Origin of the sequence: Ruegeria profundi, assembly GCF_020171505.1 — a bacterium.
In the GTDB taxonomy this organism is placed as follows: domain Bacteria; phylum Pseudomonadota; class Alphaproteobacteria; order Rhodobacterales; family Rhodobacteraceae; genus Ruegeria; species Ruegeria profundi.
On the sequence record NZ_JAIUZS010000001.1, the window covers coordinates 503,238 to 529,209 of the forward strand.

The 25,972-nt window shown below is 56.7% G+C and carries 29 protein-coding genes; 14 read left to right on the plus strand and 15 right to left on the minus strand.

Annotated elements, in window-relative coordinates; genetic code table 11:
- Positions 1 to 35: 35 nt before the first annotated feature.
- The 8 genes from LCM21_RS02345 (at position 36) to LCM21_RS02380 (ending at position 7,463) form a co-directional block, all read left to right on the plus strand.
- Positions 36 to 581 carry a hypothetical protein gene (locus LCM21_RS02345; protein WP_224889150.1) on the plus strand — a complete coding sequence of 182 codons (546 nt, stop codon included), beginning with the start codon at positions 36 to 38 and terminating at the stop codon, positions 579 to 581.
- Positions 578 to 1,030, plus strand: coding sequence for a paraquat-inducible protein A (locus tag LCM21_RS02350; protein WP_224889151.1), 453 nt, complete (start codon positions 578 to 580; stop codon positions 1,028 to 1,030). Before LCM21_RS02345 ends, LCM21_RS02350 begins: the two co-directional genes overlap by 4 nt.
- A 317-nt stretch (positions 1,031 to 1,347) precedes the next feature.
- Positions 1,348 to 1,965 carry a DNA repair protein gene (locus tag LCM21_RS02355; RefSeq protein WP_224889152.1) on the plus strand — a complete coding sequence of 206 codons (618 nt, stop codon included), beginning with the start codon at positions 1,348 to 1,350 and terminating at the stop codon, positions 1,963 to 1,965.
- Positions 1,966 to 2,084: 119 nt separating this feature from the next.
- Positions 2,085 to 3,446, plus strand: coding sequence for a DNA repair protein RadA (gene radA, locus LCM21_RS02360; protein WP_224889153.1), 1,362 nt, complete (start codon positions 2,085 to 2,087; stop codon positions 3,444 to 3,446).
- A 41-nt stretch (positions 3,447 to 3,487) separates the two neighbouring features.
- Positions 3,488 to 4,108, plus strand: coding sequence for a CvpA family protein (locus LCM21_RS02365; RefSeq protein ID WP_224889154.1), 621 nt, complete (start codon positions 3,488 to 3,490; stop codon positions 4,106 to 4,108).
- Between the two features lie 628 nt (positions 4,109 to 4,736).
- Positions 4,737 to 6,260 (plus strand): amidophosphoribosyltransferase, encoded by a 1,524-nt coding sequence (gene purF, locus LCM21_RS02370; RefSeq protein ID WP_224889155.1) that lies wholly within the window; start codon positions 4,737 to 4,739, stop codon positions 6,258 to 6,260.
- Positions 6,261 to 6,527: 267 nt separating this feature from the next.
- Positions 6,528 to 6,776: a hypothetical protein gene (locus LCM21_RS02375; protein ID WP_068331626.1), complete on the plus strand. Its 249-nt coding sequence runs from the start codon at positions 6,528 to 6,530 to the stop codon at positions 6,774 to 6,776.
- A gap of 42 nt (positions 6,777 to 6,818) precedes the next feature.
- A complete protein-coding gene (locus LCM21_RS02380) occupies positions 6,819 to 7,463 on the plus strand; it encodes an SDR family NAD(P)-dependent oxidoreductase (protein ID WP_068331633.1) in 645 nt (214 codons plus the stop codon).
- A gap of 61 nt (positions 7,464 to 7,524) precedes the next feature.
- On the opposite strand, the gene LCM21_RS02385 is transcribed toward LCM21_RS02380, so the two are convergent.
- The 4 genes from LCM21_RS02385 to tatA form a co-directional block, all read right to left on the minus strand.
- A complete protein-coding gene (locus LCM21_RS02385) occupies positions 7,525 to 8,367 on the minus strand; it encodes an ATP-binding protein (RefSeq protein ID WP_224889156.1) in 843 nt (280 codons plus the stop codon).
- 118 nt (positions 8,368 to 8,485) lie between these two features.
- Positions 8,486 to 9,361, minus strand: a complete 876-nt coding sequence (gene tatC / locus LCM21_RS02390) for a twin-arginine translocase subunit TatC (RefSeq protein ID WP_224889157.1) — start codon at positions 9,359 to 9,361, stop codon at positions 8,486 to 8,488.
- Entirely contained in the window at positions 9,358 to 9,816 is a 459-nt protein-coding gene (gene tatB, locus LCM21_RS02395; RefSeq protein WP_224889158.1) for a Sec-independent protein translocase protein TatB, read from the minus strand. Before tatB ends, tatC begins: the two co-directional genes overlap by 4 nt.
- Before the next feature lie 6 nt (positions 9,817 to 9,822).
- Entirely contained in the window at positions 9,823 to 10,038 is a 216-nt protein-coding gene (tatA, locus tag LCM21_RS02400; RefSeq protein WP_068331640.1) for a twin-arginine translocase TatA/TatE family subunit, read from the minus strand.
- 218 nt (positions 10,039 to 10,256) lie between these two features.
- Between tatA and LCM21_RS02405 the strand changes: the two genes are divergently transcribed.
- Together LCM21_RS02405 and LCM21_RS02410 are read left to right on the plus strand one after the other, a co-directional pair.
- A complete protein-coding gene (locus LCM21_RS02405) occupies positions 10,257 to 10,562 on the plus strand; it encodes a hypothetical protein (protein ID WP_068331641.1) in 306 nt (101 codons plus the stop codon).
- Positions 10,563 to 10,583: 21 nt separating this feature from the next.
- Positions 10,584 to 11,255, plus strand: a complete 672-nt coding sequence (locus LCM21_RS02410; protein WP_068331643.1) for a helix-turn-helix transcriptional regulator — start codon at positions 10,584 to 10,586, stop codon at positions 11,253 to 11,255.
- A gap of 39 nt (positions 11,256 to 11,294) precedes the next feature.
- Here LCM21_RS02410 and LCM21_RS02415 read toward each other — a convergent pair whose 3' ends face one another.
- The 8 genes from LCM21_RS02415 to LCM21_RS02450 form a co-directional block, all read right to left on the minus strand.
- Positions 11,295 to 12,461, minus strand: coding sequence for a LysM peptidoglycan-binding domain-containing M23 family metallopeptidase (locus tag LCM21_RS02415; RefSeq protein ID WP_068332611.1), 1,167 nt, complete (start codon positions 12,459 to 12,461; stop codon positions 11,295 to 11,297).
- A 62-nt stretch (positions 12,462 to 12,523) separates the two neighbouring features.
- Positions 12,524 to 13,174: a protein-L-isoaspartate(D-aspartate) O-methyltransferase gene (locus LCM21_RS02420; RefSeq protein ID WP_068331646.1), complete on the minus strand. Its 651-nt coding sequence runs from the start codon at positions 13,172 to 13,174 to the stop codon at positions 12,524 to 12,526.
- Entirely contained in the window at positions 13,171 to 13,953 is a 783-nt protein-coding gene (gene surE / locus LCM21_RS02425) for a 5'/3'-nucleotidase SurE (protein ID WP_224889159.1), read from the minus strand. Before surE ends, LCM21_RS02420 begins: the two co-directional genes overlap by 4 nt.
- A 121-nt stretch (positions 13,954 to 14,074) precedes the next feature.
- Entirely contained in the window at positions 14,075 to 15,196 is a 1,122-nt protein-coding gene (locus LCM21_RS02430; RefSeq protein ID WP_224889160.1) for an ABC transporter ATP-binding protein, read from the minus strand.
- 45 nt (positions 15,197 to 15,241) lie between these two features.
- On the minus strand, positions 15,242 to 16,288 hold the full coding sequence (locus LCM21_RS02435) for a methyltransferase domain-containing protein (protein WP_224889161.1): 1,047 nt from the start codon (positions 16,286 to 16,288) through the stop codon (positions 15,242 to 15,244).
- A gap of 95 nt (positions 16,289 to 16,383) precedes the next feature.
- Entirely contained in the window at positions 16,384 to 17,496 is a 1,113-nt protein-coding gene (locus LCM21_RS02440; protein WP_224889162.1) for a hypothetical protein, read from the minus strand.
- A 2-nt stretch (positions 17,497 to 17,498) separates the two neighbouring features.
- Positions 17,499 to 18,278 (minus strand): SDR family oxidoreductase, encoded by a 780-nt coding sequence (locus LCM21_RS02445; protein WP_224889707.1) that lies wholly within the window; start codon positions 18,276 to 18,278, stop codon positions 17,499 to 17,501.
- A gap of 75 nt (positions 18,279 to 18,353) precedes the next feature.
- Positions 18,354 to 18,716, minus strand: coding sequence for a nuclear transport factor 2 family protein (locus LCM21_RS02450; RefSeq protein ID WP_224889163.1), 363 nt, complete (start codon positions 18,714 to 18,716; stop codon positions 18,354 to 18,356).
- 109 nt (positions 18,717 to 18,825) lie between these two features.
- Between LCM21_RS02450 and LCM21_RS02455 the strand changes: the two genes are divergently transcribed.
- From LCM21_RS02455 to LCM21_RS02465, 3 genes are all read left to right on the plus strand, one after another.
- Positions 18,826 to 20,430: a peptide chain release factor 3 gene (locus LCM21_RS02455; protein ID WP_224889164.1), complete on the plus strand. Its 1,605-nt coding sequence runs from the start codon at positions 18,826 to 18,828 to the stop codon at positions 20,428 to 20,430.
- 18 nt (positions 20,431 to 20,448) lie between these two features.
- The gene (locus LCM21_RS02460; protein WP_224889165.1) at positions 20,449 to 21,387 is read left to right on the plus strand and encodes a glycosyltransferase family 2 protein; all 939 of its coding nucleotides are present in this window, start codon (positions 20,449 to 20,451) and stop codon (positions 21,385 to 21,387) included.
- A gap of 185 nt (positions 21,388 to 21,572) precedes the next feature.
- Complete coding sequence (locus LCM21_RS02465) at positions 21,573 to 22,928, plus strand: DEAD/DEAH box helicase (RefSeq protein WP_224889166.1); 1,356 nt, start codon at positions 21,573 to 21,575, stop codon at positions 22,926 to 22,928.
- On the opposite strand, the gene LCM21_RS02470 is transcribed toward LCM21_RS02465, so the two are convergent.
- The 3 genes from LCM21_RS02470 to LCM21_RS02480 are packed head-to-tail and all read right to left on the minus strand — an operon-like array spanning position 22,925 to position 24,929.
- The gene (locus LCM21_RS02470) at positions 22,925 to 23,827 is read right to left on the minus strand and encodes a DMT family transporter (protein ID WP_224889167.1); all 903 of its coding nucleotides are present in this window, start codon (positions 23,825 to 23,827) and stop codon (positions 22,925 to 22,927) included. The genes LCM21_RS02465 and LCM21_RS02470 overlap by 4 nt on opposite strands.
- A gap of 21 nt (positions 23,828 to 23,848) precedes the next feature.
- The gene (locus LCM21_RS02475; protein ID WP_224889168.1) at positions 23,849 to 24,733 is read right to left on the minus strand and encodes a fatty acid desaturase; all 885 of its coding nucleotides are present in this window, start codon (positions 24,731 to 24,733) and stop codon (positions 23,849 to 23,851) included.
- Positions 24,726 to 24,929, minus strand: a complete 204-nt coding sequence (locus tag LCM21_RS02480) for a DUF2061 domain-containing protein (RefSeq protein ID WP_224889169.1) — start codon at positions 24,927 to 24,929, stop codon at positions 24,726 to 24,728. Before LCM21_RS02480 ends, LCM21_RS02475 begins: the two co-directional genes overlap by 8 nt.
- Before the next feature lie 107 nt (positions 24,930 to 25,036).
- On the opposite strand from LCM21_RS02480, the gene LCM21_RS02485 reads away from it, so the two are divergent.
- Positions 25,037 to 25,903 carry a helix-turn-helix domain-containing protein gene (locus tag LCM21_RS02485; protein WP_224889170.1) on the plus strand — a complete coding sequence of 289 codons (867 nt, stop codon included), beginning with the start codon at positions 25,037 to 25,039 and terminating at the stop codon, positions 25,901 to 25,903.
- Positions 25,904 to 25,972 lie beyond the last annotated feature (69 nt).

Consider the following 25,972-nt stretch of genomic DNA (forward strand, 5'->3'; position numbering starts at 1 on the left):
GTTCAGTTTCGAGGTCTGACATTGACGAGTTCGCAATGATCGTCGAGGCACTATCCGATCAATTGCCAAACCGTTTCGTACGCATCTCCGAAAACTTGGACAAAAATTTCAATCAAGAATACAATCACTTATCCGCAGGTGAATACGATAGGTTACTTAGAATTATAAAAGTTGCAGAAGATCTACCTCAAAAAGCTGGAAACGTCACTGACGCACTCATGCCCACCTTCGATCTGGACGAACACGATAAGGCTCGCGTTCTAGAGTTATGCGCCCAAATGCGAAAAATTGTGCTTGCTTCGGACATTTTCGACCAAGCGCACCGTCGCCGACTTTTGGACAGAATTGCTGGGATCGAATACCAAGTCGAACAACCAAAGGGTTATCTTGACGTAGTCAGATCAGGAGTTTCTGATGTGGGCGAAACTTTGGGTAAGTTTGGAACTGACATCAAACCGCTAACCGATCGAATGAAAGAAGTTTTTCAAATTACTCGAAAGGGATCAAAAGAGTATGAACAGATTCCCGCACCGGACGAAATAAAGCGACTTCCTGCACCAGATCAAGAAACTGAGGAATGACCCTCCGCCTTGCCACCCTCTCACTCCTGATCCTCTACCCCATCGCGTGGTTCGCTCCGCTGATGCGAGCGGGCCTGCTCCCGATCTTCGGCTTGTCGGAAATAAGCGTCATAACCGGGCTCCAGTCCTTGTGGAAATCAGACGTCTTCCTGGCACTGATCGTCACGATCTTTGCCCTCTTCGCGCCTTACATCAAAACCATCGGCACTGCCCTGATCCAATGGGACCTGCTGGATGCACGTGTCCAACCCGCGCTGAATATCCTCGGCAAACTGGCGATGGCCGACATTTTCCTGATCGCGCTTTACATCACGCTGGCCAAGGGAATCTCTTACGCGACCATTGAAACGGCGTGGGGTCTTTACCTATTCACGGCCTGCATTCTGGCCTCGATCGCACTGGGTCACATTACGGAAATGACACGCAGTTCACGAAATACTCTGAGCTAATTGATTGAAAACACTCATCTGAGTATCATTATCCTATTTCGAGCAGCAAAAAATTGTCGTTTTCAGGTCCGCAGCGGATCAATCTGCGTGTTTTGGATTTCTCCGCTTGGGTCTGGTTGTGTACCGGTTTTAAAAGGAGTTCGTCGACCATGACTGCCCTCCATAAAATTACTTTGCAATTTCAGAATATCTTTTTGAGACTAACTTTTGCACTCATATGTGCAGCAGCCCTTTTCGCCGTTTCCGTAACGTTTTTGTCAGCATTGGGGGTGCTTCCCTGGCTGTCCATGCAAGCCGGTCTCGCGGGAGGATCAGCTATGGACGCCGGAATGTATATCCAGATTGGCATAACCATACTGATTCTCATGCTGGCTTTTTACTTGCCAGCAAATGCACGGATGATGGCCTTGGAAAACAGCCACCGTAGGTTTGCTTTGAACATGCACGATGTGTCCGAAGCCTATCAGTTAGCGCACGCTGCGGATCGCGGCGGTCTGTTCGTCATGTCTTCCGAGTTCGACGCAGTGAAAGAGCGGATAGCCTTTTTGCGCCAGCACCCTCAGTTGCAATCGCTCGAACCCGAGATACTGGAACTGGCAGCGCAGATGAGCCACATCAGCCATGATCTTGCCGAAACCTACGGCGACGCACAGGTCAACCGGGCGCGGACATTCCTGCAACAACGGCAGGAAGAAATCGAAATGTTCCAGCAACGTTTGGAAGAAGCGCAAGTCATCCAGAATGAACTGCGCCAGTGGACGCGCGACGTTGAAATGGAAGAAGCAATTGCCCGATCACAATTGACGCGCCTCCGGGACGAACTGTTTGAATTGCTACCGGAATTGTCGGTTCAGTTGCAGGCACAGTCGCAGGATGGCGCACCTGCTTCATCCAGCGTAGTCGCGATGTCGCCACCGCCCCGCGCGGCTGAGTAGGCGCATATACGCCCGCCGCGGACGATGGCCCAAGAGGCCTGAGGACGCGGCGCGCCATCGGCGGAGAGGAAAGCCCGCAAGGGCTTGAAGAACGGCCCAACCTCGGGCACCAAGGCCGCATGGCAAAAACGACTTTCTCCTGCTCGGCCTGCGGCGCGTCGCATTCGCGCTGGTCCGGGCGTTGTGACGCATGCGGTGAATGGAACACGATCACGCAAGACGTGCCCCTTTCGGCTGGACCCGCGAAAAAGACACTCGGTGGTAAACGCGGCCAGTCTATCACCCTCACGGATTTGTCCACAGAGGAAACGCCCCCACCCCGCACCCTCTGCGGGGTCGAGGAACTGGACCGCGTGCTTGGCGGTGGCCTTGTCCCCGCTTCGGCGCTGTTGGTCGGCGGAGACCCCGGCATCGGCAAGTCCACCCTTCTGCTTCAGGCCGCAGCGCGGTTTTCCCGCGCGGGCGTCAAGACCATCTATGTTTCGGGCGAGGAAGCCAGCGCGCAAGTCCGCATGCGTGCCCGGCGTCTGGGGCTTGAGGACGCACCGGTTCAGTTGGCCGCCGAAACCAACCTGCGCAACATCCTGACGACGCTCGAGGCAGAAAAGCCCGGCCTTGCCATTATCGACTCGATTCAGACGATGTGGGCAGACAATGTGGACAGCGCGCCCGGTTCAGTATCACAAGTCCGGGCCGCTGCGCATGAATTGACCACGTTTGCGAAACGACATGGTGTGTCAATCATCATGGTCGGTCATGTTACCAAAGAGGGTCAGATCGCAGGCCCGCGCGTAGTCGAACACATGGTTGATACCGTTCTTTATTTTGAAGGTGAGCGTGGTCACCAATTCCGTATTCTGCGCGCCGTTAAAAATCGGTTCGGTCCCGCTGACGAGATCGGCGTATTTGAGATGACCGGCAAAGGGCTGACTCAGGTCACCAATCCTTCGGCCTTGTTCCTGTCGGAACGTGGCACCCCCAGCCCCGGATCTGCCGTTTTCGCTGGTATAGAGGGCACGCGCCCCGTTCTGGTTGAGTTGCAGGCACTTGTGGCTCCGTCGCCCCATTCTCAACCACGCCGGACCGTCGTTGGATGGGACAGCGGGCGGCTGGCCATGATCCTTGCCGTGCTCGAAGCGCGCTGCGGCGTGCCTTTCGCGGGGCTTGACGTCTATCTGAATGTGGCCGGAGGGTTGAAAGTCAGCGAACCCGCCGCAGACCTTGCGGTCGCCGCCGCCCTGTTGAGCGCCCGCGAAGACACGGCCTTGCCCGCTGATACAGTTGTTTTCGGAGAAATCTCGCTATCCGGGGCACTTAGACCGGCCCCACAAACCGAAAACAGGTTGAAAGAGGCGCAAAAACTTGGTTTCAAATCGGCCATTGCTCCGGCGGGTGGCAAAACGGGTACTGTGGCAGGTCTGACACTCACCCGACCCTCTGATTTGGTGGGGTTTGTTGGCGAAACCTTCGGAGCAGGTTAAGATAGCACCTTAAGGGGCTGAAAAAAATACAGGCGAGGGCCATGGAAGGTTTTACAATTATCGACGGGGTGGTTGCCCTGATCATCGTCGTGTCGGGCCTACTGGCCTATTCCCGAGGGTTCCTGCGCGAGGTTCTGGCCATCGCGGGCTGGGTCGCGGCCGCCGTTCTGGCCTTTATCTTTGCGCCTCAGGCCGTCCCGCTGGTGAAAGAAATCCCGGTGGTCGGGGATTTCCTGCGCGACAGCTGCGAACTATCGGTGATAACCGGCTTTGCCGCAGTTTTTGCCATTGCGTTAATCGTGGTCAGTATTTTCACACCGCTTTTTTCGTCGATCGTGCAACGTTCAGCCATTGGAGGATTGGACCAGGCGCTTGGCTTTTTCTTTGGCATCGCACGCGGTATCCTCCTGGTTGCCATCGCCTTCTTTGTCTACGACACGATCATGACCGGCCAATCCTACACGATTGTAGACGAAAGCCGCTCTGCCAAAGTGTTCGAACAATTCAGCGACCGGATCGAAGAACAGAACCCGGAACAGGCTCTGGGATGGGTTACGCAGCAATATGAAGAACTTGTTGCAAGCTGTGGCGCTGACACCCAAACCACGCAAGAGCCAGCGGCCCCCGCTGCGGACGAAACTGCACCTGCTACCACTGAATGAGAAAAAGCCCGGTTTTTACCGGGCCTTTTTTTCCGTAGCGACGCGATGGGCGAGCTAAACAAACCCCTCGCCCGCGCAGACCGTACATCTCATGGTTTTAACGCCAAAACACCCGTCACAGCGCCCAAAAACCGGTTTTCCGTGAATATCCCGACTTTTGACAACCTCTCCAGCTCCATTGCAGATGGGACATGGCGCGCGTCCCATGCCGCGGCAACGATGGCACCGGCGCTTTGTATGCTCTTCCTTTTTTTGTCCTTGCTTGTGTTCCCACATAACCAAGCCCCAATCGACACTAGACGGATTTTGATACTCTTTAATCTTGATATGACAACACAAGGCTGGCCCGGTGTCACCTTTTGATGCCGTGACCGGAAAAACCTTGTGCAGGAAATCACAATTGTGATCCTTTGATGACACAGGTCCCGTTAGGCATTATGTGGATGCCGAACTGACATGGAATCGGAGCTACCGATCTTGCTGTACCCGTTTTTACCTCGCGCCTGCCCGCAGGACGATGACGCGTCTACGTCATCTGTCACGGCGGCACCGCCGGGTGCAAAACCAGCCATGCAGATGTTCAATTCATCACCGCTAGTGAAAACGTCGTAGAAATTGGAGCCCGTACATGTGTGGGATTTTGGGGATCGCAAGCAAGACGCATGATGTCTTTGCGGAAATCTATGACGGGCTGCTTATGCTGCAGCACCGGGGTCAGGACGCCTCGGGCATCGTCACTTACAATGGCGAGTTCTTCCGCGAGAAAAAGGCCAATGGTCTGGTTAAGGATGTGTTTAACGCGCAAGACGCTGAAACTCTGTTGGGCAGAATCGGGTTGGGCCATGTCCGCTATCCGACCGCAGGATCACTAAGCGCGGCAGAGGCTCAGCCGTTTTTCGTCAACGCGCCCTATGGCATTTATCTGGTCCACAATGGCAACATCACCAACACGGCTGAACAGCGCGAGAAAGTGACCGCCAAGTACAGCCGCCATCTGCGGACCACGTCGGATTCCGAAATTCTGCTGAACGTGCTGGCGGATAAAGTGGCCGACGCAATCAAGGTCAACGGTAATGCCGAGCCAATCCGCAACATCTTTGCCGGCGTAAAGATGACGATGGAACGGGTTCAGGGTGCCTATTCGGTAATCTGCCTGGTTGCCGGAGTTGGTATGCTGGCGTTCCGCGATCCGTTTGGAATTCGCCCTTTGTCGGTTGCTAAGCGCGAAGTGGATGGTGCCGGAGACGACTATGCTTTTGCCTCGGAAGACGTGGCTTTTGGAATCAACGGGTTCAAAAAACTGCGGGACCTCAAGGCGGGTGAGGCGATTCTGATCGATCTGGAAGGCAACATGCACACTTTCCGGGCCGTCGAAGGCCGGTTGACCCCCTGTATTTTTGAGTATGTTTATCTGGCGCGTCCGGATTCATTGCTGGACGGTGTGTCGGTTTACAAAACTCAGATGCGTATGGGCCAAACGCTTGCCCACCAGATTGAGGAGGCGGGTCTGGAAATTGACCGGATCATCCCCGTACCGGACAGTGCCCGCCCGGTCGCGCTGGAGGTCGCCAAAGCCACGGGCATCCCCTATCGCGAGGGTCTGGTCAAGAACCGATATGTCGGCAGAACCTTTATCATGCCCGGTCAGGAAGAGCGTCAGAAGTCCGTGCGCCGCAAGCTGAACGCCGTTCCGCTTGAGTTCAAAGACCAAAACGTTCTGTTGATCGACGACTCGATCGTGCGCGGGAACACGATCAAAAAGATTGTTCAGATGTGCCGCGAGGCCGGTGCCAAGAAAGTCTACGTCGCTAGCGCCTCTCCGCCTGTGAAGTTCCCAAATGTCTACGGCATCGACATGCCTACAAAGCACGAGTTGATCGCCAACGGCAAAGAGATTGAAGAGATCCGTCAGGAACTGGGGGCGGACGCCCTGTTCTACCAGAACCTTGAGGATCTGATCTGGGCCGCCAAAGAAGGCAACCCCGAGATTGAGTCTTTCGACTGCTCGTGCTTTGACGGGGATTACATCACAGGCAGTGTCAGCAATGACTATTTGAACAGCCTCGAAAACAGCAGTCGCGCGAGCAAGAAAAAAGAAGACATGCAAATGCCGGGTGGCTCGTGGAACCGGGCGGAGCTGGCATCAGGATAAGCCTTTTCGCGAATCAATATTTTGATCGGCCCGCGTCACAAAGGTGATGCGGGCCTTTATTTTTGGTTCTCAGGATGGGATGAGTGGATTTTTGCGCACAACCCTTCGCTGAAGAAATCGCAATCCCAATGGCTTCGCCGTCAAAGCTAACCGCATTGCCTTGATGCGACGTCAGATAGGCTTTTGCTCGGCCTATCTGTTTGCTAATTCGCCGTTTGCCAACCACTCATAACAAGGGGCCGTGCCAAGACGGCGGGGCCGAACTTCATGTCGAATTCAACTGTCGAAAGCGCAGCTACGCAAAAGGGTGCGCTGAAGAAAAACTCTGTTTCTGTACTTGGTGTTTTTGGTTCCCCGCAGGATATGCGCGCGCTTATCCGATTGTCTTCTGGACGCATCAAAGAAATCAAACCAGGCAGCCGCGTCTCGTCGGGGACCGTGGTGGCGATCGATCCCGAGGGGATTATGCTGCGACAAAGCGGCCAGACCAAACGGATCGCCATTCCGGGCGGCTAATCCTGTCTTGACGCCCTGCGCCCATGGGTCCAAACCGCTGTCATGACCGATCAGACCAAAATTGCACTCGTTACCGGAGCTTCTCGCGGCTTGGGCGCTGCCCTGGCCGAGGCGCTCGCGCCCGAATATCACATCGTCGCCGTTGCCCGCACGACGGGCGGCTTGGAAGAATTGGATGACCGCATTCAGGCCAAAGGTGGCGCGGCCACGCTGGCGCCGATGGATATTGCCGATCCGAACGCTATGGCGACCTTGTGCCGTGGCATTCATGACCGTTGGGGGAAAGTGGACTTGTGGCTGCACACAGCGGTCCATGCCTCGGCCCTGACGCCGGCACATTTCATCGACCCGAAAGAATGGACAAAGGCGGTCAGCATCAATGCAACTGCCACGTCTGTGCTGATCCCCTATATCGCGCCTTTGTTGGGTGAAACTGGCCATGCCGTTTTCTTTGATGACCCGAAGGCAGGTCAAAAATTCTATGGCATCTATGGCGCAACCAAAGCCGCTCAGTTGGCGCTGGCCCGCAGTTGGGCGCTTGAAACGGAACGCACTGGTCCGCGGGTTTCAATTGTCGAGCCGTCACCGATGCCCACCGCCGTGCGCGCGAGGTTTCATCCCGGAGAAGATCGCGATGCATTGACCGGAACGGCAGACGAAGCCGCACGGATTTTGTCGCTGCTTTAGTGTATGGCCCTTTGGGCCATGCCTCCGGCGGGGATATTTTCAGCCAGATGAAGCGTACAGGTCATGCGATATGCACACCGTTGCGCCCAGCCAGATCAACAAAGAATTGCCAAGCCACGCGGCCCGAACGCGCGCCGCGTGTCGCCTGCCATTCGATGGCTTCTGCGCGCAGCAAGTCCGCATCGACCGATACGCCGTAGGCACCGCAATACCGGTCGATCATTGCAAGATATTCGTCCTGATCACAGGGATGGAAGCCCAGCCACAGGCCAAAACGGTCCGACAGCGAAACTTTTTCTTCGACTGCCTCTGACGGGTTGATGGCGCTGGAGCGTTCATTCTCGATCATGTCCCGCGGCATCAGGTGACGGCGATTGGACGTCGCGTAGAAGACAACGTTCTCGGGGCGACCTTCGATGCCGCCGTCCAACACGGCCTTCAGCGATTTATAGTGCTGGTCGTCGTGACTGAACGACAAGTCATCGCAGAACAGGATGAACCTGTGCGGAGCAACCCGCAGGTGATTCAGCAGGCGTGCGACCGAGCCCATGTCTTCACGCTGCAGCTCGACCAGTTTCAGGTCCGGGTAATCGGCCTGCAGTGAGCCATGAACGGCCTTAACGAGGCTGGATTTCCCCATTCCACGCGCACCCCACAACAGTGCATTATTGGCCTTGAAACCGGCCGCAAAGCGGCGCGTGTTGTCCAACAGCGTATCTCGGGACCGGTTGATGCCAATCAATAGTTCCAGATCGACGCGGTTGACCTGTGTGACCGGCTCAAGCCTATCGGGTTCGATATGCCAGACAAAGGCGGGTGCGGCACCGAAATCCGGCGCGGCCAAAGGGGCCGGTGCCATGCGTTCCAGTGCATCGGCAATTCGGTTCAGGGCTTGGTCATCCATTCGGGCCTCCGGTCGTGACTTGGCGGGTTCAAACCATGTTCCGAACGGCGCAACAAGTGCCTCGGACGAAAAAGGCGCGCCAATCATTGGCGCGCCTGCTTTCTAACCGTTAACGGATTTACTTGCCGTCTTCTTCACGGATGATCTCGTCATCCGCCTCTTCTTCGTCGTCATAATAACCGTCTGCGCGCAGTTGCTCTTCGCGCTTCTTCTCAACGCGGGCAACAAGGAAGATTGACACTTCATAAAGCCCGTAGACCACAACAAAGAGAATGATCTGAGTGATTACGTCTGGCGGTGTTACAAGCGCGGCCAGAACCAGAATGGCGACCACGGCATATTTGCGCACGCTGCCTAGCCCTTCGGCGCTGACAAGGCCCGCCTTGCCCATCAGCGTAAGCAGAACGGGTAGCTGGAAGCACAGCCCAAACGCCACGATGAACTTGATGGTCAGGTTCAGATACTCTTGTGCTGACCCCTGAAACACCACGCTGAGCGGAGCGGCAGCCGTGCCGTCAACAACAGCTTCTCCTTCTGCCCCGAACTGCTGGAACCCGAGGAAAAAGTCATAGGCCAGCGGCGTGACGACATAAAACGCAAAGCTTGCCCCCAAAAGGAACATAAAAGGCGAGGCCACCATGAAAGGCAGAAAGGCGTTCTTTTCTGATCGGTAAAGACCCGGTGCCACGAACCGCCACATCTGCATGCCAATGTAAGGAAAAGCCAGAATGAACCCACCCAGCAGCGACACCTTGATGGCGACAAAAAAACCTTCCTGCGGAGAGATAAAGATCAGACCGCAATCCTGCCCCCGTTCTGCCAGCACGTCGCACAGGGGACGAGTGAGGAAGTTAAAGATCGGCGTGGCCACCGTAAAACAGATGATCATGCCAACTAGAAACGCAACGACACAGTGAATCAACCTTGTGCGCAGCTCAGCAAGATGCTCGATCAGTGGGGCCGAGCTGTCTTCGATCTCGTCAGTGTTGGTCATGTCTTGCCTTCAGTTTTCAGCGCGGCCTCGGCCTCTTCGGCCTTGGCAAGAGCATCTGCGGCTTCCTTGGCCTTGCGTTCGGCAGCTGCGCGGGCGGTCGTGGCCTGAATCTTCTTGGCCTGTTCGGCCCGTTCCGCGGCCAGTTTGCCCGTCTCGCTATCGGGGTCGAACTTGGTCGGGTCGATGCTGCGGGCCATGTCCTGTGCGGCTTCTTTCACACCGTCCATGGCGCTGCTGACCGGGTTGGCCGCCGCATTCAAGCCCTTTTTGATTTCGTTGACACCCGCTTGGTCCGCCGCTTCATTCATGGCGCTGCTGAATTCGCGCGCCATTCCGCGGGCCTTGCCCACCCAACGACCGACATTGCGGAACAGCACCGGCAGGTCCTTTGGCCCCACAACGATCAGGGCAACAATGCCGATGACCAAAAGCTCGGTCCAGCCCAGATCAAACATCTTGGTTTAGGCCTTATCTTTTTCTGTCTCAGGCGTAACGTCCTTTGCCACTTCGGCGGCGTCTTGCTCTATCTCGTCGGTGCCTTCTTTTACGCCCTTCTTGAACGATGTGATGCCCTTGCCCACTTCGCCCATCAACGAACTGATCTTGCCGCGGCCAAACAGTACCAGTACCACAACGGCGATCAACAGCAGGCCGGGAAGGCCAATATTATTGAGCATGTCTTTTCTCCTTATGCGTCGGCGTCAGGCGCCGGGAATATGATCTGGGATTGTGTCTACGCCTGCCAGGCCCGCTGGAAAAGTGGCGGAACGGCGTTCGACGCTCAAATCTGGCGGCATCACACATTTTTGCAGACTGGTTTTTTCCAACTGACAGGTTTATGTCAGTTGTACAGGGTTAGGACACGGTTATCGAAACTTGGTCAACGGAGATACAAATGACCCATGTTGCAGAAATCGTCACCTTCACCCTCACAGACGGCACTTCGCCGGAAGAATACGTGAAGCTCAGCCAGGCGTCTGAGGCGTTCGTCCGCTCAGCCCCCGGATTCGTCCACCGTCAGTTGAGCCAAGGTGAGGATGGACGTTGGACCGATTATGTCATCTGGACGGACTTGAAAGCTGCGCAAGACGCAGCTGCTCAGCTTCCTCAGCAGGAATGTGCTGCTGGCATGATGGCTGCGATCAATCCCGAAAGCATCCAGATGCGCCATGAGAATGTGCTATGGAAAATGACCGCATAAAGGCGGTCAGAACGGCGTGTCATGCGCCGAACTGACCGTCTGTTCGACATCATCCAGATCCTGCGCGACGGCAAACTGCACCGCGCGCAGGACATCGCGGACCGGCTTGAGGTCTCGGTCCGCACGATCTACCGCGACATGGATACTCTTGTCGCGTCGGGCGTACCTGTGGAGGGCGAGCGCGGCGTCGGCTACATGGTGCGCGAACAGATCACCCTGCCCCCCTTAACCCTGACCCCGATCGAATTGGAAGCCTTGAACCTCGGCATGGCTATCGTGGCCGAGGCGGCAGACGCTGACCTCAAAGCGGCAGCCGAAACACTGGCTGAAAAGATCGACGCAGTTTTGCCGACCCAAGTCGTGGCCGAGGCGGATACGTGGAAATTCGCGGTGTATCCCTTTGCGGATGCGGCGCGTGGATTGGCCCATATGGCCCCGATCCGTGCGGCAATAAAATCCCGACAGAAACTGCATTTGTCCTATCGTCGCATTGATGGCGTACTGACCGAGCGCACGATCCGCCCGTTGCATATGGAGTATTGGGGCCGTGTCTGGACGCTGACCGCGTGGTGCGAGTTACGGGACGGTTTCCGTGTATTCCGTATCGACTTGATCGAAGCCGTCTCACCCCTGCCCGAGATTTTTGCCGATGAACCGGGGAAACGGCTCAGCGACTACGACCCCTATAACTAGGTCGCCCAACCAAAAGCGGGTCTAAACCAGCCAGTGCATTTACTGTAAATAGGGCTCGGGATCGACGGCTTCGAAGCCTTTGCGCACTTCGAAATGCACATAAGAATTGTCTCCGCCCCGCAGTGAGGCGATCTGCTCACCCCGGCGCACGCGATCGCCCTTTTTCACCGTTATCTTGTCGACATTCGCATAGACCGTCAGAAGATCGTTGCTGTGTTTGACCACAATGATAGGTACCTGATCTGCATCTGCGGTAATCGCAGCCACGGTGCCCGCTTCGGCTGCCTTTACAGCCGCGCCCGGAGCGGCGGCGATATCTATCCCCTCGTTCTTGCCCTTCTCATAGGTCCGAATGATCGTGCCTGTCACCGGCAGCCCAAGGGCTGCGCTGCTTTGGTTGGTCGGTGCTTCGGCGGTCACGTCCGGTGCTGGCTCGGCCGGGGCGATCACCTCGTCCGGCAGCGGTTGCGTTGCACTGGGCGGGGTCGGCGTTGGCGAACCCTGCCCCGGCTGCGTCACGTTGGTGGCGGCTACAGGAGCCTGTTGTGGTGCGGGTTGGTTCTTGATCGGGATCAGCAGGAACTGATCCTCGCGCACGGTAAAGTCCGGGCCTAATCCATTCCATTCGGCCAGCGCATCCACTGGCACATCGTAGAGCCGCGCGATGGTATAAGCCGTCTCGCCGCGTTTAACCTTGTGCCGGATTGGCTCGGGCCCAGATGGCGCAGGGGTCGGAGCGGGTGCCGTCGCCGCAGGCTGCGCGGGCTCCAGCGTCGACGTCCGGACCGACCCATCTGTCGGCGCCTCGTCAATCGCGGTTCCGGCTATGGTGGCTATATCGACGGTACTGGCACCACCGACCGGGCGCGGCAGAGCGATCACTTCACCGTCACGCAACTGATCAGTGGGTTTCAAGCCATTGAAACTTGCCAACTCGCCCTCGGGCAACCCAACCCGCGCGGCAACGTCGGCAACCGTATCACCGCGGCGCGCGACAATCACCTGGTATGTTGGATAGGAAATGACGCCTCGGGCATCCGGGGCTGGACGATTGGCTGTCGCGGCTTGCGCGGCATCAGAGGTCGAAAACCCCCCCACATTTCCACGAAGGTCGTAATCCAGCGGACCATCGCACCCCGCAAGGATCACCAAAGCTGTCGCGCCGGTGGCGCAGCGGAGTATCGCTGACTTGGAAACTGCTCTCATCATTCTGTCCTCAACGCCTACCCGTGTTTTCCGGGGTTCCGTCGCGTGTTGCCTAACAATCCTTAAACCCCGTCCTTTCCAAGACCCTCTAACAAGGGCACAAAACGAACGGGCAACAACTCATCATAGTCCAGACCGGTCTCGGTCCGTCTGACACGGATCAGTGTCTGAACCGCATCCGACTGTCCCACCGGCAACACCATGATACCGCCGATTTTGAGCTGCGCCAAGAGCGGCCCGGGCGGATCCTCTGCCGCTGCAGTTACAATGATACGGTCAAATGGGGCCTGCTCGGGCAAACCAAAAGATCCGTCCGTCAACATAGCGGTAACATTGGTCAGGCCGAGGTCGCGGAATAGCTGCCCGGTTTCCCGCACCAGCCGCTTGTGACGCTCAACCGTATAGACCCGGCGCGCCAACTTCGACAGGATGGCCGCCTGATAGCCCGACCCGGTGCCAACCTCTAACACTGTGTCGCGCGGACGCACATCCAACGCCTGGGTCATCAGCCCGACCACTGAAGGCTGGCTTATCGTCTGACCGCACGCAATCGGCAGTGGCGTATCTTCATAAGCGCGATCGGCGAACAAGCCTTTGACGAATTGACCTCTGTCGATCTGTTCCATCGCTGCCAGCACACGCGCATCCGTTACCCCACGCGAGCGCAGGGCAAACAAAAACTGCATGGTTGTTTCGGGGTCCGGTCCGGTCATTCGATCGTCTTCAATGCCTCAAGCGCATCATGGGCTGTCAGATCCGCACGCATCGGCGTGACCGAGATGTAGCCCTCCAGATTAACCGCCGCATCCGTGCCCGGCGCGGTTGGGTTGTGCTGATAGCCGCCCTTTATCCACAAGAACCGCCGCCCCGAGGGCGAGCTGTGCGGCTCGACCGAAAAATGCGTGTCACGACGAAATCCTTGCGGAGCGATCCGCGTGCCCAACACTTCATCTGCAGGCACAGGTGGGAAATTTACGTTGTAGAACAAGCGGTAATCTCCCTGATTTTCCGGCGCAGCATCCAGGATTTTTCGCACCAGACCAGCGCCGAACCGGGCGGCCGTTTCAAACGGATCGTCCAGCCCAAGGTTCCGTGGCCCAAAATACTGCGACAGGGCAATTGCCGGAATGCCCTGCAAAGCGGCCTCCATCGCGCCGCCGACAGTGCCGGAATAAAGCGTGTTCTCGGCCGAGTTATTTCCCCGGTTGACCCCGGACAGCACCAGATCGGGGCGTGCATCCTTCATCACGTCGTGCAATCCGGCCAAAACGCAATCCGCAGGAGAGCCCTCGGCGGCAAACCGGCGCTCGCCCAGTTCGGCGACCATCATCGGGTGCGTGTAGCTGATACAATGCCCAACCCCCGACTGCTCGAACGCGGGCGCAACCACCCAAACCTCGCCCTGGGGTCCAGCCAGATCGGCGGCGATGGCTTCCAGCGCGATAAGGCCCGGCGCGTTAATGCCGTCATCATTGGTAAGAAGAATACGCATAAGCCCCATCCGCCGCAGTGTTTCAACCTTGATAGACCCGCCCTCGCGTGGCGGCAAGCAAAGCAGGCGTGCAATCTGAGACTTTCGCGCACCACTTGGGTCAAAACTGCGCGTCAGAACCCTAAGCCTGGAAAACGAAGCAATGACTGCGGCGAACCGTTAACCACATGACCCGCCCAGGATTTGGCACAAACACGTTTGGCACTGTCGTCTTCAAGATCGAGCCGTCATAGTCCATCCGAAATTCGACAAGGCTTTCATTGCCCAAAAAACGCGCGCGTTCCACAACACCACGCGCAGCCTTACCATCGGTTGCAGTAGGCAACGGCCCTTTGCCATTGCGGTCAAAGTCCAACCGTACGTGTTGTGGCCTGAACACGATCTCGACATTTGTCCCGTCCGGAACGCCCGGAGCAAGGAATTGTCCGAACGGCGTTTCAGCCAAAGCCCCTTTCACATTGGTCTTTAAGATATTGATATCGCTAAAAAACGCCATCGCAGCCTTGTCGACTGGACGTGTGTATACATTGTACGGCGCACCTTGCTGCACGATCTTGCCGCGCCGCATCAAGGCGATCTCGTCCGCCATGCGCATCGCTTCCTCAGGCTCGTGCGTGACGAGAACAACAGCAGCATCCTCTTCCTTGAGAATGGCCAGCGTCTCATCCCGGATTCCATCGCGCAGCCTGTTATCAAGGCCCGAGAATGGCTCATCCATCAGCATAATGCGCGGACGCGGCGCAAGGGCGCGTGCCAGCGCCACGCGCTGCTGTTCTCCCCCAGACAAGTGGTGAGGGTATTTGTCAATGAAATGAATCAAATCGACCTTGCGCAAAAGCTCCTCAACCCGGGCGCGCTTTTCGTCCTTGTGGCCTTTCAAACCAAAAGCCACATTGTCGGCCACGTTAAGATGCGGGAACAGCGCGAAATCCTGAAACATCAGGCCGATCTCTCGACGCTCTGGCGGGATTCGGAACACGGTGTCGCAAATCAACTTGCCGTCTACATAAATTTCACCGGATTCCTGCATCTCGACCCCGGCAATCATGCGCAAGGTCGTCGACTTGCCGCAACCCGATGGCCCCAGAAGGCAAGTCACCTTACCCGCGTCGACAGACAGGGATACGTTGTCAACAACAACCCGCCCCTCGTACCGCGCGATCAAATTTCGAATTTCCAGACGAGGAGGAGTTGCGTCTACTGTCACCGATGGGCCCCGCTGTCTTTTCCCGATCAAATTCATCGGGCTTAGGCGGGGATAGCAACCCCGCCCGTCAGGTGCAAGACATCAGCAGCACCCACCCGACGCGACCTCGCCCGGTGTTTCGAATGCGTTTTCTCCACCGCAATCTTCAAAAACACCATAATGGGTCGAGAAATCACCGATGAACTCGAAATGCTGCGCAAAGCGTGTTTCTTTCAGCATCATCCAGGTATTGCCGCAAACGGGAAAAACCTTACCTGTTTCCATCGCGTGGTGGTCATCCAATTCAAACAGATGCGGTGCATTGGGGATCGTTCCCTTGTAGATCACCGCCTGACCGTAGTCTTCGCAGGCTGGTTCCAATTTGGGCAGTTTAAACAGGCGGTAGGTGGCCGACTGGAACTTCAGTGGTGCGACGCGTGCCTCGAGAACCGGGTTTTCGATGGTCAGCGGGCGATGCGTAACGCGGCGCGGATCGCCAAACCCAGCCTTGCGGGCAATTGACAGGAAATCATTCAAATACAGCGCACCGGAAAGGCATTCGCCGTACAGAACCTCATCCTCAGCCATGCCTTTCGGCACCCTACGGTCGGCGTAGACGTCCGAGAAATACATCTCGCCACCGTCCTTCAGCAGACGGTGCGCGCCGCGCAAAACCGCCTCTTTGTCCGTGGCCAGGTTGATCACGCAATTTGAAACTATAATGTCGAATGATCCCGGCTCAAGGTTCAGGTCATCAAGCCTTTCGATGTATCCGTGATGGAATTCCACATTGCTGGCCGCATAGCCAAACGCGCTAGCATGGTAATCCTGATGAGCTCGCGCAACCTCTAGCTGCTCGGGCGTCATATCAACGCCAACAACCCGGCCGGTTTCGCCCACCATCGCAGACAGAGCAAAAACATCACGGCCCGCCCCGCAGCCCAGATCAAGGATGCTCATTCCCTTCAAATCCAGCGGCGCGATCAGACCACAGCCGTAGTAACGGGTCAGCACCTCGTCATGAACTTTGGACAGAACCTGTTTCAGATGATCCGGCATGGCGTCCGGGGTACAGCACGCGTTGGTCTGCAAATCCGAACTGCTTTGCAGCACTTCACCATAGTAATTCTGCACGGACTCATGATTCATCACAGGTTTCCTTTTCCCGTTGGCTGGAAATCAGGTAATTCAGCCCTAGCGTTGGCGCAATCCGCTGAGGCAAAATCTGACGAAAGCGTGAGGGTCTATGCGAGTAATTCAAAGTCCGCACCCGTGCGCACCCGTCCATTGACCTGAATTTCAAGCCGATGCGCACCGGGAACCAACGTGTATGTGGACGCGTTACCCTTTAGCTTGTGCGACTTACTAAGGCTCAGCCGACCATCACGCAGTTTAGCCTGTTTAAACTTGTGAACCTTAGCTGAGGTTTTCCCTCCAGGTCGCTGAAAGTGAACGATATAATCGACTAGAATGGGTTGATTATTTTGTCCGCTTAGCAAGACATCGAATTCCAACACCCCGTCAATCCGCGCCTCACCTTTTATTTGCAATTCAACGGTGACATCGGCCTCGGGATCATATCCCAGCAGTGTCATGGCCCCCGGATGACCTGTTTTGACCAGCCCGCGCAGGGTATGAGAGGTCATCCAACGCAGTTCGTCTCGGTCTTGTTGACCTTCTGCTTCCCACGCGCGTAACCGATCCAAAACAAGATCAGGGTTCTTCTTGGTGATATCGTTCAGATGGTTCGCCACCGACCGCGTGACATAGCGCGTCGGATCTTTGTGCAGCCGGTCCAGCAAGTGCAACGGATCGGTCAGGTCCAGTCCGACCGCCTGCCCCCAAGGCAGTCTGGGCCTTGTACCCTCGCTTACCAACCGGCGCACGTGATAGCTGTCATGATCACACCAGCGTTCCATTCGATCCAGCACCGGCTGTGGATGAGTGTTCAGGAACGGACGAATGGCCCATTCCATCGAAAAGCGCTGCGTCACTTCTTCCAGCACATCAAGCGCTAGGTCGGGATGATCCAATCCCACGGACGCGATCCATTCGCCTAGAGGAGCAAAGATAAAGTCACCGAAATCGTCATCCTTTTTGGTTGGATCAAGCGGTGGCGGCAACGCCCGCAGAAGGGTCGGCGCGACATCCGGCAGCGCCCCCGGAAACGCATTTTGCAGGCACTCGGCAATCCAGGCTATGCGCTCTTTCAACTCAAGGTCCAGCAAGCGGGACATCACCTGCCCTTCAAAGGCTTGGGCATCAAAAGTCGGCGCAGCCTCGGCGAACAAACCCGCCAAATAGCGGGTCTTTTCCTGGTTATACAGCTGATCTTTCAGCGAGAATCCTTGCGACATCCCTACATCGTCATGTTTGTGGCGCCGCCATCCAGCAGGATGTTCTGCCCCACGATAAAGCCCGCCTGTTGCGAACACAGAAACGCGCAGGTCGCGCCGAATTCCTGCCGCGTTCCATAGCGGCGTGCAGGAATCGTTGCAGCACGCTCGGCCCGAGCGTCATCCATTGAAATACCCTTTTGCTCTGCCACACCGCTATCCAACGCATCCGCGCGGTCGGTGGCGTGGATACCCGGCAGCAGGTTGTTTATCGTTACGCCATACGGCGCTACCTGCCGCGACGTGCCTGCGACATATCCGGTCAATCCGCTCCGCGCAGCGTTTGACAGGCCCAGAACGGCGATCGGTGCCCGCACGGATTGCGAGGTGATATTCACCACCCGGCCCCAACCCTTGTCCATCATTCCCGGCAACAGTGCTTTCATGAACGTAATCGGCGTCAACATATTGGCATCCAGCGCCTTGATAAAATCATCACGCTCCCAGTCCGACCACATACCGGGCGGTGGACCACCAGCATTTGTCACAATAATATCAACGTTTTGCGCGGCTTCGATAACCTGCGCCTGACCATCGGGTGAGGTCACATCGCAGGCAACGGTCTGCACCGAAACGCCATGCTGGGACCTCAGACGATCGGCTTCGCGCTCAAGCGTATCGGCCCCGCGCGCATTCATCACCAGATCGACACCTGCCTCGGCCAATGCCTCGGCACAGCCCAAGCCCAATCCCTTGCTGCTAGCGCAAACCAGCGCTCTTTTTCCGCGAATACCCAGATCCATCTGATCCTCCCTGCCTTTCAATGGCCGCATGTCTAGCACCGGCCAGACAGGAAAGACCAGATTGGCAACACCGGCTTAATAGAAGAATTCTTCGCGCACGATCTTGCCATCAGTGACGTGATATACGCCGACTTCGCGCATATCGAAACTCTCACCGCTTTCCTTCACCTTACCCTGCACCTCGAAGATCACGGCAAAACGGTCATCGCCGTGCAGATACGGATCACTGACCGTGGCGCTTGAAACTTCGTGCGCACCTTCCCACCATTCGTGCTTACCGCGGATTCCGTCCACACCATGCGTTTCCCGGCCAGAGCCGTCCATGTCCTGCGCTTCAACCGAAACCGCATCTGCCGCATAAAGCTTAGGCAGGTTTTCCTTGGCGCGATCCTCACGACATCCGGCAACCAGCTCTTCTGCAATCTCTTTCAGGTTCATTGGTCTTCTCCTCTATTTGTTCTCTTTATGTTCTTATTGCCACAGCAACACGATTCTGAACATCCCCTTTATCTTGCCTCGGCCGGTTTCCCCGCCTATACGCGCGCTTATGCTTGATACCTCGAACCAACCCGTACTGCCGCCCGAGATCGCCCGACGCCGGACATTTGCCATCATCTCGCACCCGGATGCGGGCAAAACAACGCTGACTGAAAAGTTCCTGTTGTACGGGGGCGCGATCCAGATGGCCGGCCAAGTGCGCGCCAAGGGTGAGGCGCGGCGCACGCGGTCGGACTTCATGCAGATGGAAAAGGATCGAGGCATCTCGGTTTCCGCCTCGGCCATGTCGTTTGACTATGGCGATTTCCGGTTCAATCTGGTCGATACGCCCGGTCACTCGGACTTCTCGGAAGATACCTATCGCACGCTGACCGCCGTGGATGCCGCCGTGATGGTCATCGACGGCGCAAAAGGTGTGGAAAGCCAGACGCAGAAGCTGTTCGAGGTCTGCCGCCTACGCGATCTGCCGATCCTGACCTTCTGTAACAAGATGGACCGCGAAAGCCGCGATACGTTCGAGATCATCGATGAAATCCAGGAAATGCTGGCCATCGACGTCACGCCCGCCGCATGGCCGATTGGCGTGGGTCGCGATTTCATCGGTTGTTACGACATGCTTCGCGACCGGTTGGAGCTGATGGACCGTGCCGACCGCAACAAGGTGGCCGAAAGCATCCAGATCAACGGGCTGGATGATCCCAAACTGGCTGAGCACGTGCCCGAGCATCTGTTGGAAAAGCTGCTGGAAGAGGTTGAAATGGCGCGCGAACTGTTGCCCAAACTCGACCCGCAGGCGGTGTTGGAAGGGCATATGACGCCGATCTGGTTTGGCTCCGCCATCAACTCGTTCGGCGTCAAGGAACTGATGGAGGGCATCGGTGCCTATGGCCCGCAGCCGCAGATTCAATCGGCCGAACCCCGTCAGATTGCACCCGATGAGAAAAAGGTCGCCGGGTTTGTCTTCAAGGTGCAGGCCAATATGGACCCCAAGCACCGTGACCGGGTGGCTTTTGTCCGTATGGCATCTGGCCATTTCAAGCGCGGCATGAAGCTGACGCATGTGCGGTCGAAGAAACCGATGGCAATTTCAAACCCCGTGCTGTTCCTTGCCTCTGACCGTGAATTGGCTGAAGAGGCCTGGGCCGGCGACATCATCGGCATCCCGAACCACGGTCAGTTGCGCATCGGTGATACGCTGACCGAGGGCGAGGCACTGCGCGTGACTGGCATTCCGTCCTTCGCACCGGAACTGCTGCAAACCGTCCGTCCGGGCGATCCGATGAAAGCCAAGCATCTGGAAAAAGCCTTGATGCAATTTGCCGAAGAAGGCGCCGCCAAGGTGTTCAAACCCTCAATCGGCTCGGGCTTTATCGTCGGCGTCGTCGGCGCGCTGCAATTCGAAGTGCTCGCCAGCCGGATCGAGATGGAATACGGTCTGCCCGTCCGGTTCGAAGCGTCACAATTCACCTCAGCGCGTTGGGTCAGCGGTGAGAAGGCCGAGGTTGAGAAATTCGTCAACGCCAACAAGCAGCATATCGCCCATGACCATGATGGTGACATCGTGTACCTGACCCGCCTGCAATGGGATATTGACCGGGTTGTGCGTGACTATCCAGCACTGAACCTGACGGCGACCAAGGAAATGATGACGTGATCGGCCAAAACGCTGTTTATGACCGGTAACCCGACCTGGGGCATTGTTTCGACCGTTCGGGGGCCGACCCCGGACATACTGCGCTTTGTGGCCTATCACCTAGATTTGGGTGTCGACCGGATGTACGTCTTTCTGGACGAACCCAACCCGGCAGCCTTTGGTGCGCTGGATGAGCACACAAAGATCGACGTCCACACGTGCGATGACAGGTTCTGGGCGAGTCGGAAACGCGACCGGCCCGAAGCGCACCAGACCCGTCAGACGGCGAATGCATCCTTCACCTATCGCAACGCTGAAGTGGATTGGCTGACCCATATCGACGTGGATGAGTTTTTGTGGTCGGACCGCCCCATTTCTCAGTGTCTTGCTAGGGTCCCTGACGATCTTCCTGGTGTCCGGGTCCGACCGATCGAAGCGCTGGCCAGCGGTGAGGATTTGTACAAGACGTTTATCCCCAAAGGCCCGGATCGCGAAAAACTCGTTCAGACGATATACCCAAGCTTCGGCACTTTTGTTCGGGGCGGTTTCTTTAGCCACCTGCAAGGCAAGGTGTTCGCCCGCACCGGTTTGCCAAAGATCAGTTTTCGTATTCACAACCTGCTTCAAAACGGCGATCCCCTGCCCTGCAAAACCGAGCTATCCGGCGTCGACGTTTGCCACCGCCACGCACCAGATTGGGACAGTTGGCTGGCTCACCTTCCATTCCGGCTTAAGCGCGGCTCTTATCGCGCCGAAATGTCCCCAAACGTGCCGCGTACCGAAGGCGGGATGAACATGTACGAATTGCTAACCCGTATCGAAGCCGAAAACGGTATCGACGGGCTGCGTAGTTTTTTCGATGAGATCAGCGGCGCGGACCCCGAGGTGCGTGCGCGGCTTGAGAAATTTGGGATGCTCCGGCATCGGCCCCTCAATTTGAACGCCAAGCTTGCGAAACACTTTCCCGGAAGTGCCTGAATTGTTGCGGTAAACCCCCATCTGTAGGACGCAGAAACATCTTCGGGGGACTTCATTTGACCCCGACCTACGATTTTGTTATGTCCCGCTCCAAGCCGAAATGCGCGATGCTGCGTATGGCCATCCGGGCCCGGCACACCTTTGACGCGCGGGCCAGGTCTAGTGTCCGCAAAAACCGGACATACATGACAAAGTTTAACGAACTGAACCTGAACCCCAAGGTCCTCAAAGCCATTGAGGAAGCTGGATACGAAATCCCCACCCCGATTCAGGAAGGCGCGATACCGCCTGCTCTGGAGGGGCGCGATGTGCTGGGGATCGCCCAGACCGGGACCGGCAAAACCGCCAGTTTCACTCTGCCAATGATCACCTTGCTGGCGCGCGGACGCGCGCGCGCGCGGATGCCGCGGTCGCTGGTGCTGTGCCCGACTCGCGAGTTGGCCGCGCAGGTGGCCGAGAATTTCGATACCTATTCAAAACATCTTAAACTGACCAAGGCGCTGCTGATTGGCGGTGTCAGTTTCAAGGAGCAAGAAGCCCTGATCGATCGCGGCGTTGACGTCCTGATCGCCACACCGGGCCGGCTGCTGGACCATTTTGAACGCGGTAAGCTGTTGCTGACCGGCGTTCAGATCATGGTGGTGGACGAGGCCGATAGGATGCTGGATATGGGGTTCATCCCCGATATCGAACGCATCTTCTCGCTGACACCATTCACCCGCCAGACCCTGTTCTTCTCGGCCACCATGGCCTCAGAGATTGAGCGGATCACTGACACTTTCCTGTCCGCTCCCGCCCGGATCGAGGTTGCGCGGCAGGCCACGGCCTCGGAAACGATTGAGCAAGGCGTTGTGATGTTCAAAGGCGGACGACGCGACCGCGAAGCCAGTGCGAAGCGCAAGGTTTTGCGTGCTCTGATCGATGCCGAAGGCGACAAATGCACAAATGCGATCATCTTTTGCAACCGCAAGACAGATGTGGATATCTGCGCAAAATCGCTGAAGAAATATGGCTATGACGCCGACGCGATTCACGGTGACCTGGATCAGTCGCAACGAACAAAGACACTGGACGGATTCCGTGACGGGTCACTCCGCCTATTGGTGGCGTCAGACGTCGCCGCGCGTGGGCTGGACGTCCCTTCGGTAAGCCACGTGTTCAACTTCGACGTTCCCAGCCATGCCGAGGATTACGTCCACCGTATCGGCCGAACCGGTCGTGCCGGACGCGATGGCAAAGCGATCACGATCTGTACGGGCCGCGATGAAAAGGCCTTGGATGCGATTGAAAAGCTGATCCAAAAGGACATCCCGCGGCTCGACAATCCGGTCAAGGACGAACCGAAACCGGCCGAGAAGCCCGAGAGAAGAAGCAAGTCTTCAGAAGGTAAAAAGAGCGACAGCAAGAAGACCGACCGCAAGAAGGACAAAGAGCCCAGAGGACGTAGCCGACGTGACGACAATGGCTCGACCGTCGTGGGCATGGGCGATCATCTGCCGAGTTTCATCGCCCTCAGCTTTGATGAGCGCCGAACGGGCTAGATTGCAAGCACCAGCGCCAGAATAGACACACCAAGCAACGTCATCCCGGCGATCTCGCGCCGGGTGATCGTCTCATGAAAAAACAGGATCGAGGCGAGCAAGCTGAAGATAAGCTCGACCTGCCCTAGTGCCTTGACGTAGGCGGCGTTTTGCAGCGTGAAGGCAAAGAACCAGCAGAACGACCCGCACAGGCTGGTCAGGCCAACAAACACTCCTGTACTCCGTGTCTGCCATACAGCAACAAGTTCGGCCCGGTCGCGCCACAAAAGCCAAAGCCCCATGCTGATAAACTGGAATGTGACGACGAACGCCAAGGTGATCAAGGCGCGAAACCAAGCGTCGATGTCCCCCAACTCCAGCGATGCGCCGCGATAGCCGACCGAAGAAAATGCAAACAGGACCCCTGATCCCAACCCCAAGCGGGATGCGCGGTTGGACAAGTGTTTCCACCAGGCCCCACCGCCTTCGGGGCTTTTCGACAACAGTAACACTGCGGCGAGCCCCAGTATGATCGCCAAAAGCGCCCCGTTCGAGATTTGGTCGCCCAGCACCAGAAATCCAACAATGGCGGTTTGAATCACTTCGGTTTTCTTGAAGGTGATTCCTACGGCAAAGTTACGCTGCTTAAACAGGGCAACGACGCAGATCGTCGCCAGGATTTGCGCGGTGCCACCAACCATTGCGTACAGCCAGAACCAAGCGGTCAACGATGGCAGGCTGTACCCGGTTACAAGCAGTGCGATGGTCAGCGCCAAAACCGCAAGCGGTAACGAATACGCAAATCTGGCGAATGTCGCCCCGGCCGCCGTCAGCTTTACGGTGCTCAGCGATTTCTGAAGCATGAACCGCACCGTTTGGAACGAGGCGGCAGCGATGGTGACGGGAACCCATAAACTCATAGGGCCCCTTGTGTCGCTAAATCACTCCTTTGACCAGAGCGGATGCGCCACCGGGTCCTTCGCCCGCCAAAGGTATGTCCTGATAATCTCGGAATACGACCGATAGACATAGGCTTTGTTACTGGTCAAATACCGATCTTTATCTGCGCGGTACAACGCAGGAAGCCGATACCATGGCGCACGCGGATTCATGTGATGAACGACGTGCAGGTTATTGTTCAAGAACAGAAAAGCCAGAAGTCCGCGGTCTTCTATAATCACCGTACGAGCGTTTGTATCCTCATGCGCGCGGTGTTCCAGAAAGGTACGGATCTTCACAAGGCCAAGGCCAAAATAGGCTGAGAGCAGATAGGCCCAAATCGGCATCAATGACTGCGAGACAACCCAAAGAACCGCCGCGACCCCAAGCAGGTGGATTGCCCAGGCCCGCAGGATTTCATCGTCCCTGCGCAGTGCTCCGTGCACTTCATCCCGCATAAACATGACTTGTCCAATCCCTGGGCCCAACACAATGCGGCCTAACAGCGTGTTGTTCACGCTTAGAATCCGCTTTTGCCAGGGTCGCAATAACGTCCAGACTTTGGGGTCGAGGTAATTCGACTCTGGGTCGTCATAGGGGTCGGTCAAGGTTTCGTCGCGATGATGCGCCAAGTGTAGATCGCGGAATCTTTGGTATGGGATGAAAAGCGTTAGCGGCAGCGCCATCAACGCCTCGTTCAACCACCTACTGCGGAACGGGTGGCCGTGCAGTGCCTCATGCGTCAGTGAAGAGTGTAGCGCTGCGACCAGCGCCATCGCAGGGATCGCCGCCCATACTGGCAGAAGGAAGATCACAGCCAGCCAAGCGCCATAGCACGCAACGATCAGGCCAAGGGTGCCCCATTCTGGCGATGCGGGCCTAGACATTGCGGCCCCACGTTATCCCGGCCCAGACACGCTCATAAAGAACATAGAGCGTCAGACCAATTGCAGTATTCACAATCGCCAGCGTTCCCCCGACCGCCGCCGAGCCGGTGGCGACAAGCCCAACCAGCGTCATCACGACCAATCCCATGGCATTCCACAGGACAGCTTTCACGACAGATCTTCGTCGCGTTTCCATTCCGTCACCCATATTGTTGTTATGTCTTCAAAATAACGGGGCACCGCATACGTTGAAAATTCTGAATATGATTAACAAAATTCATCAATTGTGATATTTTCAAACATATGAAGAATAAAATCGACAAACGATACCGTGCGTCACAGTTCCGACAGCGCCTCGCCCGCGCAATGGAAGAGCGCCAAGTGAGCCAAAGCGCCATTGCCCGTCGAATCGGCGTGGATCGTTCGACCGTCTCACAATTATTGACGGATGAGGGCGCGAGACTTCCGAACGCCCATGTAGTTGGAAGCTGCGCCTCGGCCTTAGGGGTTTCTGCGGACTGGCTTCTGAGTTTGTCTGACCGACCGGAAAGCGCAGCCGAGCTTTTGGCCAGTTCGCTCACCATGACCGAGGCTCCTCGGGCCCTTGTGGACGAACGCATCTTCGAATGGCACCAAGAGGCGGCGGGCTACAAAATTCGTTATGTTCCAGCAACTTTACCGGACATGTTAAAGACGCGCGCCGTGTTAGAGTGGGAATACGCACCACACTTGGGCCGAACCGCCAATCAAGCTATCGGAGCTTCAGCCGATCGTCTGACATGGATGCGCAGTGCTCAATCAGATTATGAAATCGCGATGCCCCTCTATGAAATCGACAGCTTTGTACATGCCACCGGGTATTACGAAGGTCTGTGTCCAAAAATACGGCGGGACCAGATTGACCACCTGCTTGATATCTGTGAACAGCTTTACCCGCGCCTGAGGATTTATCTGTTTGATGCGAAACGGCTTTACTCTGCCCCAGTTACGATTTTTGGTCCGCTTCTATGCGTGTTTTACGCTGGCAGCCATTATATGGCCTTCCGTGATCGCGACCGGATCGAGACTTTTACCCGCCATTTCGATCGCTTAGTGCGCGAAGCTGATCTAACAGCGCGCGACTTCCCTGATCACCTGAGGCGTCTCCGTTCCGCAATTTCTGACCCTTAAAGATGCGTCAACGCGAAACCTATGCTATCGTCCATCGGCGTGAATCTTCGGGTAATCCGATCACAGACG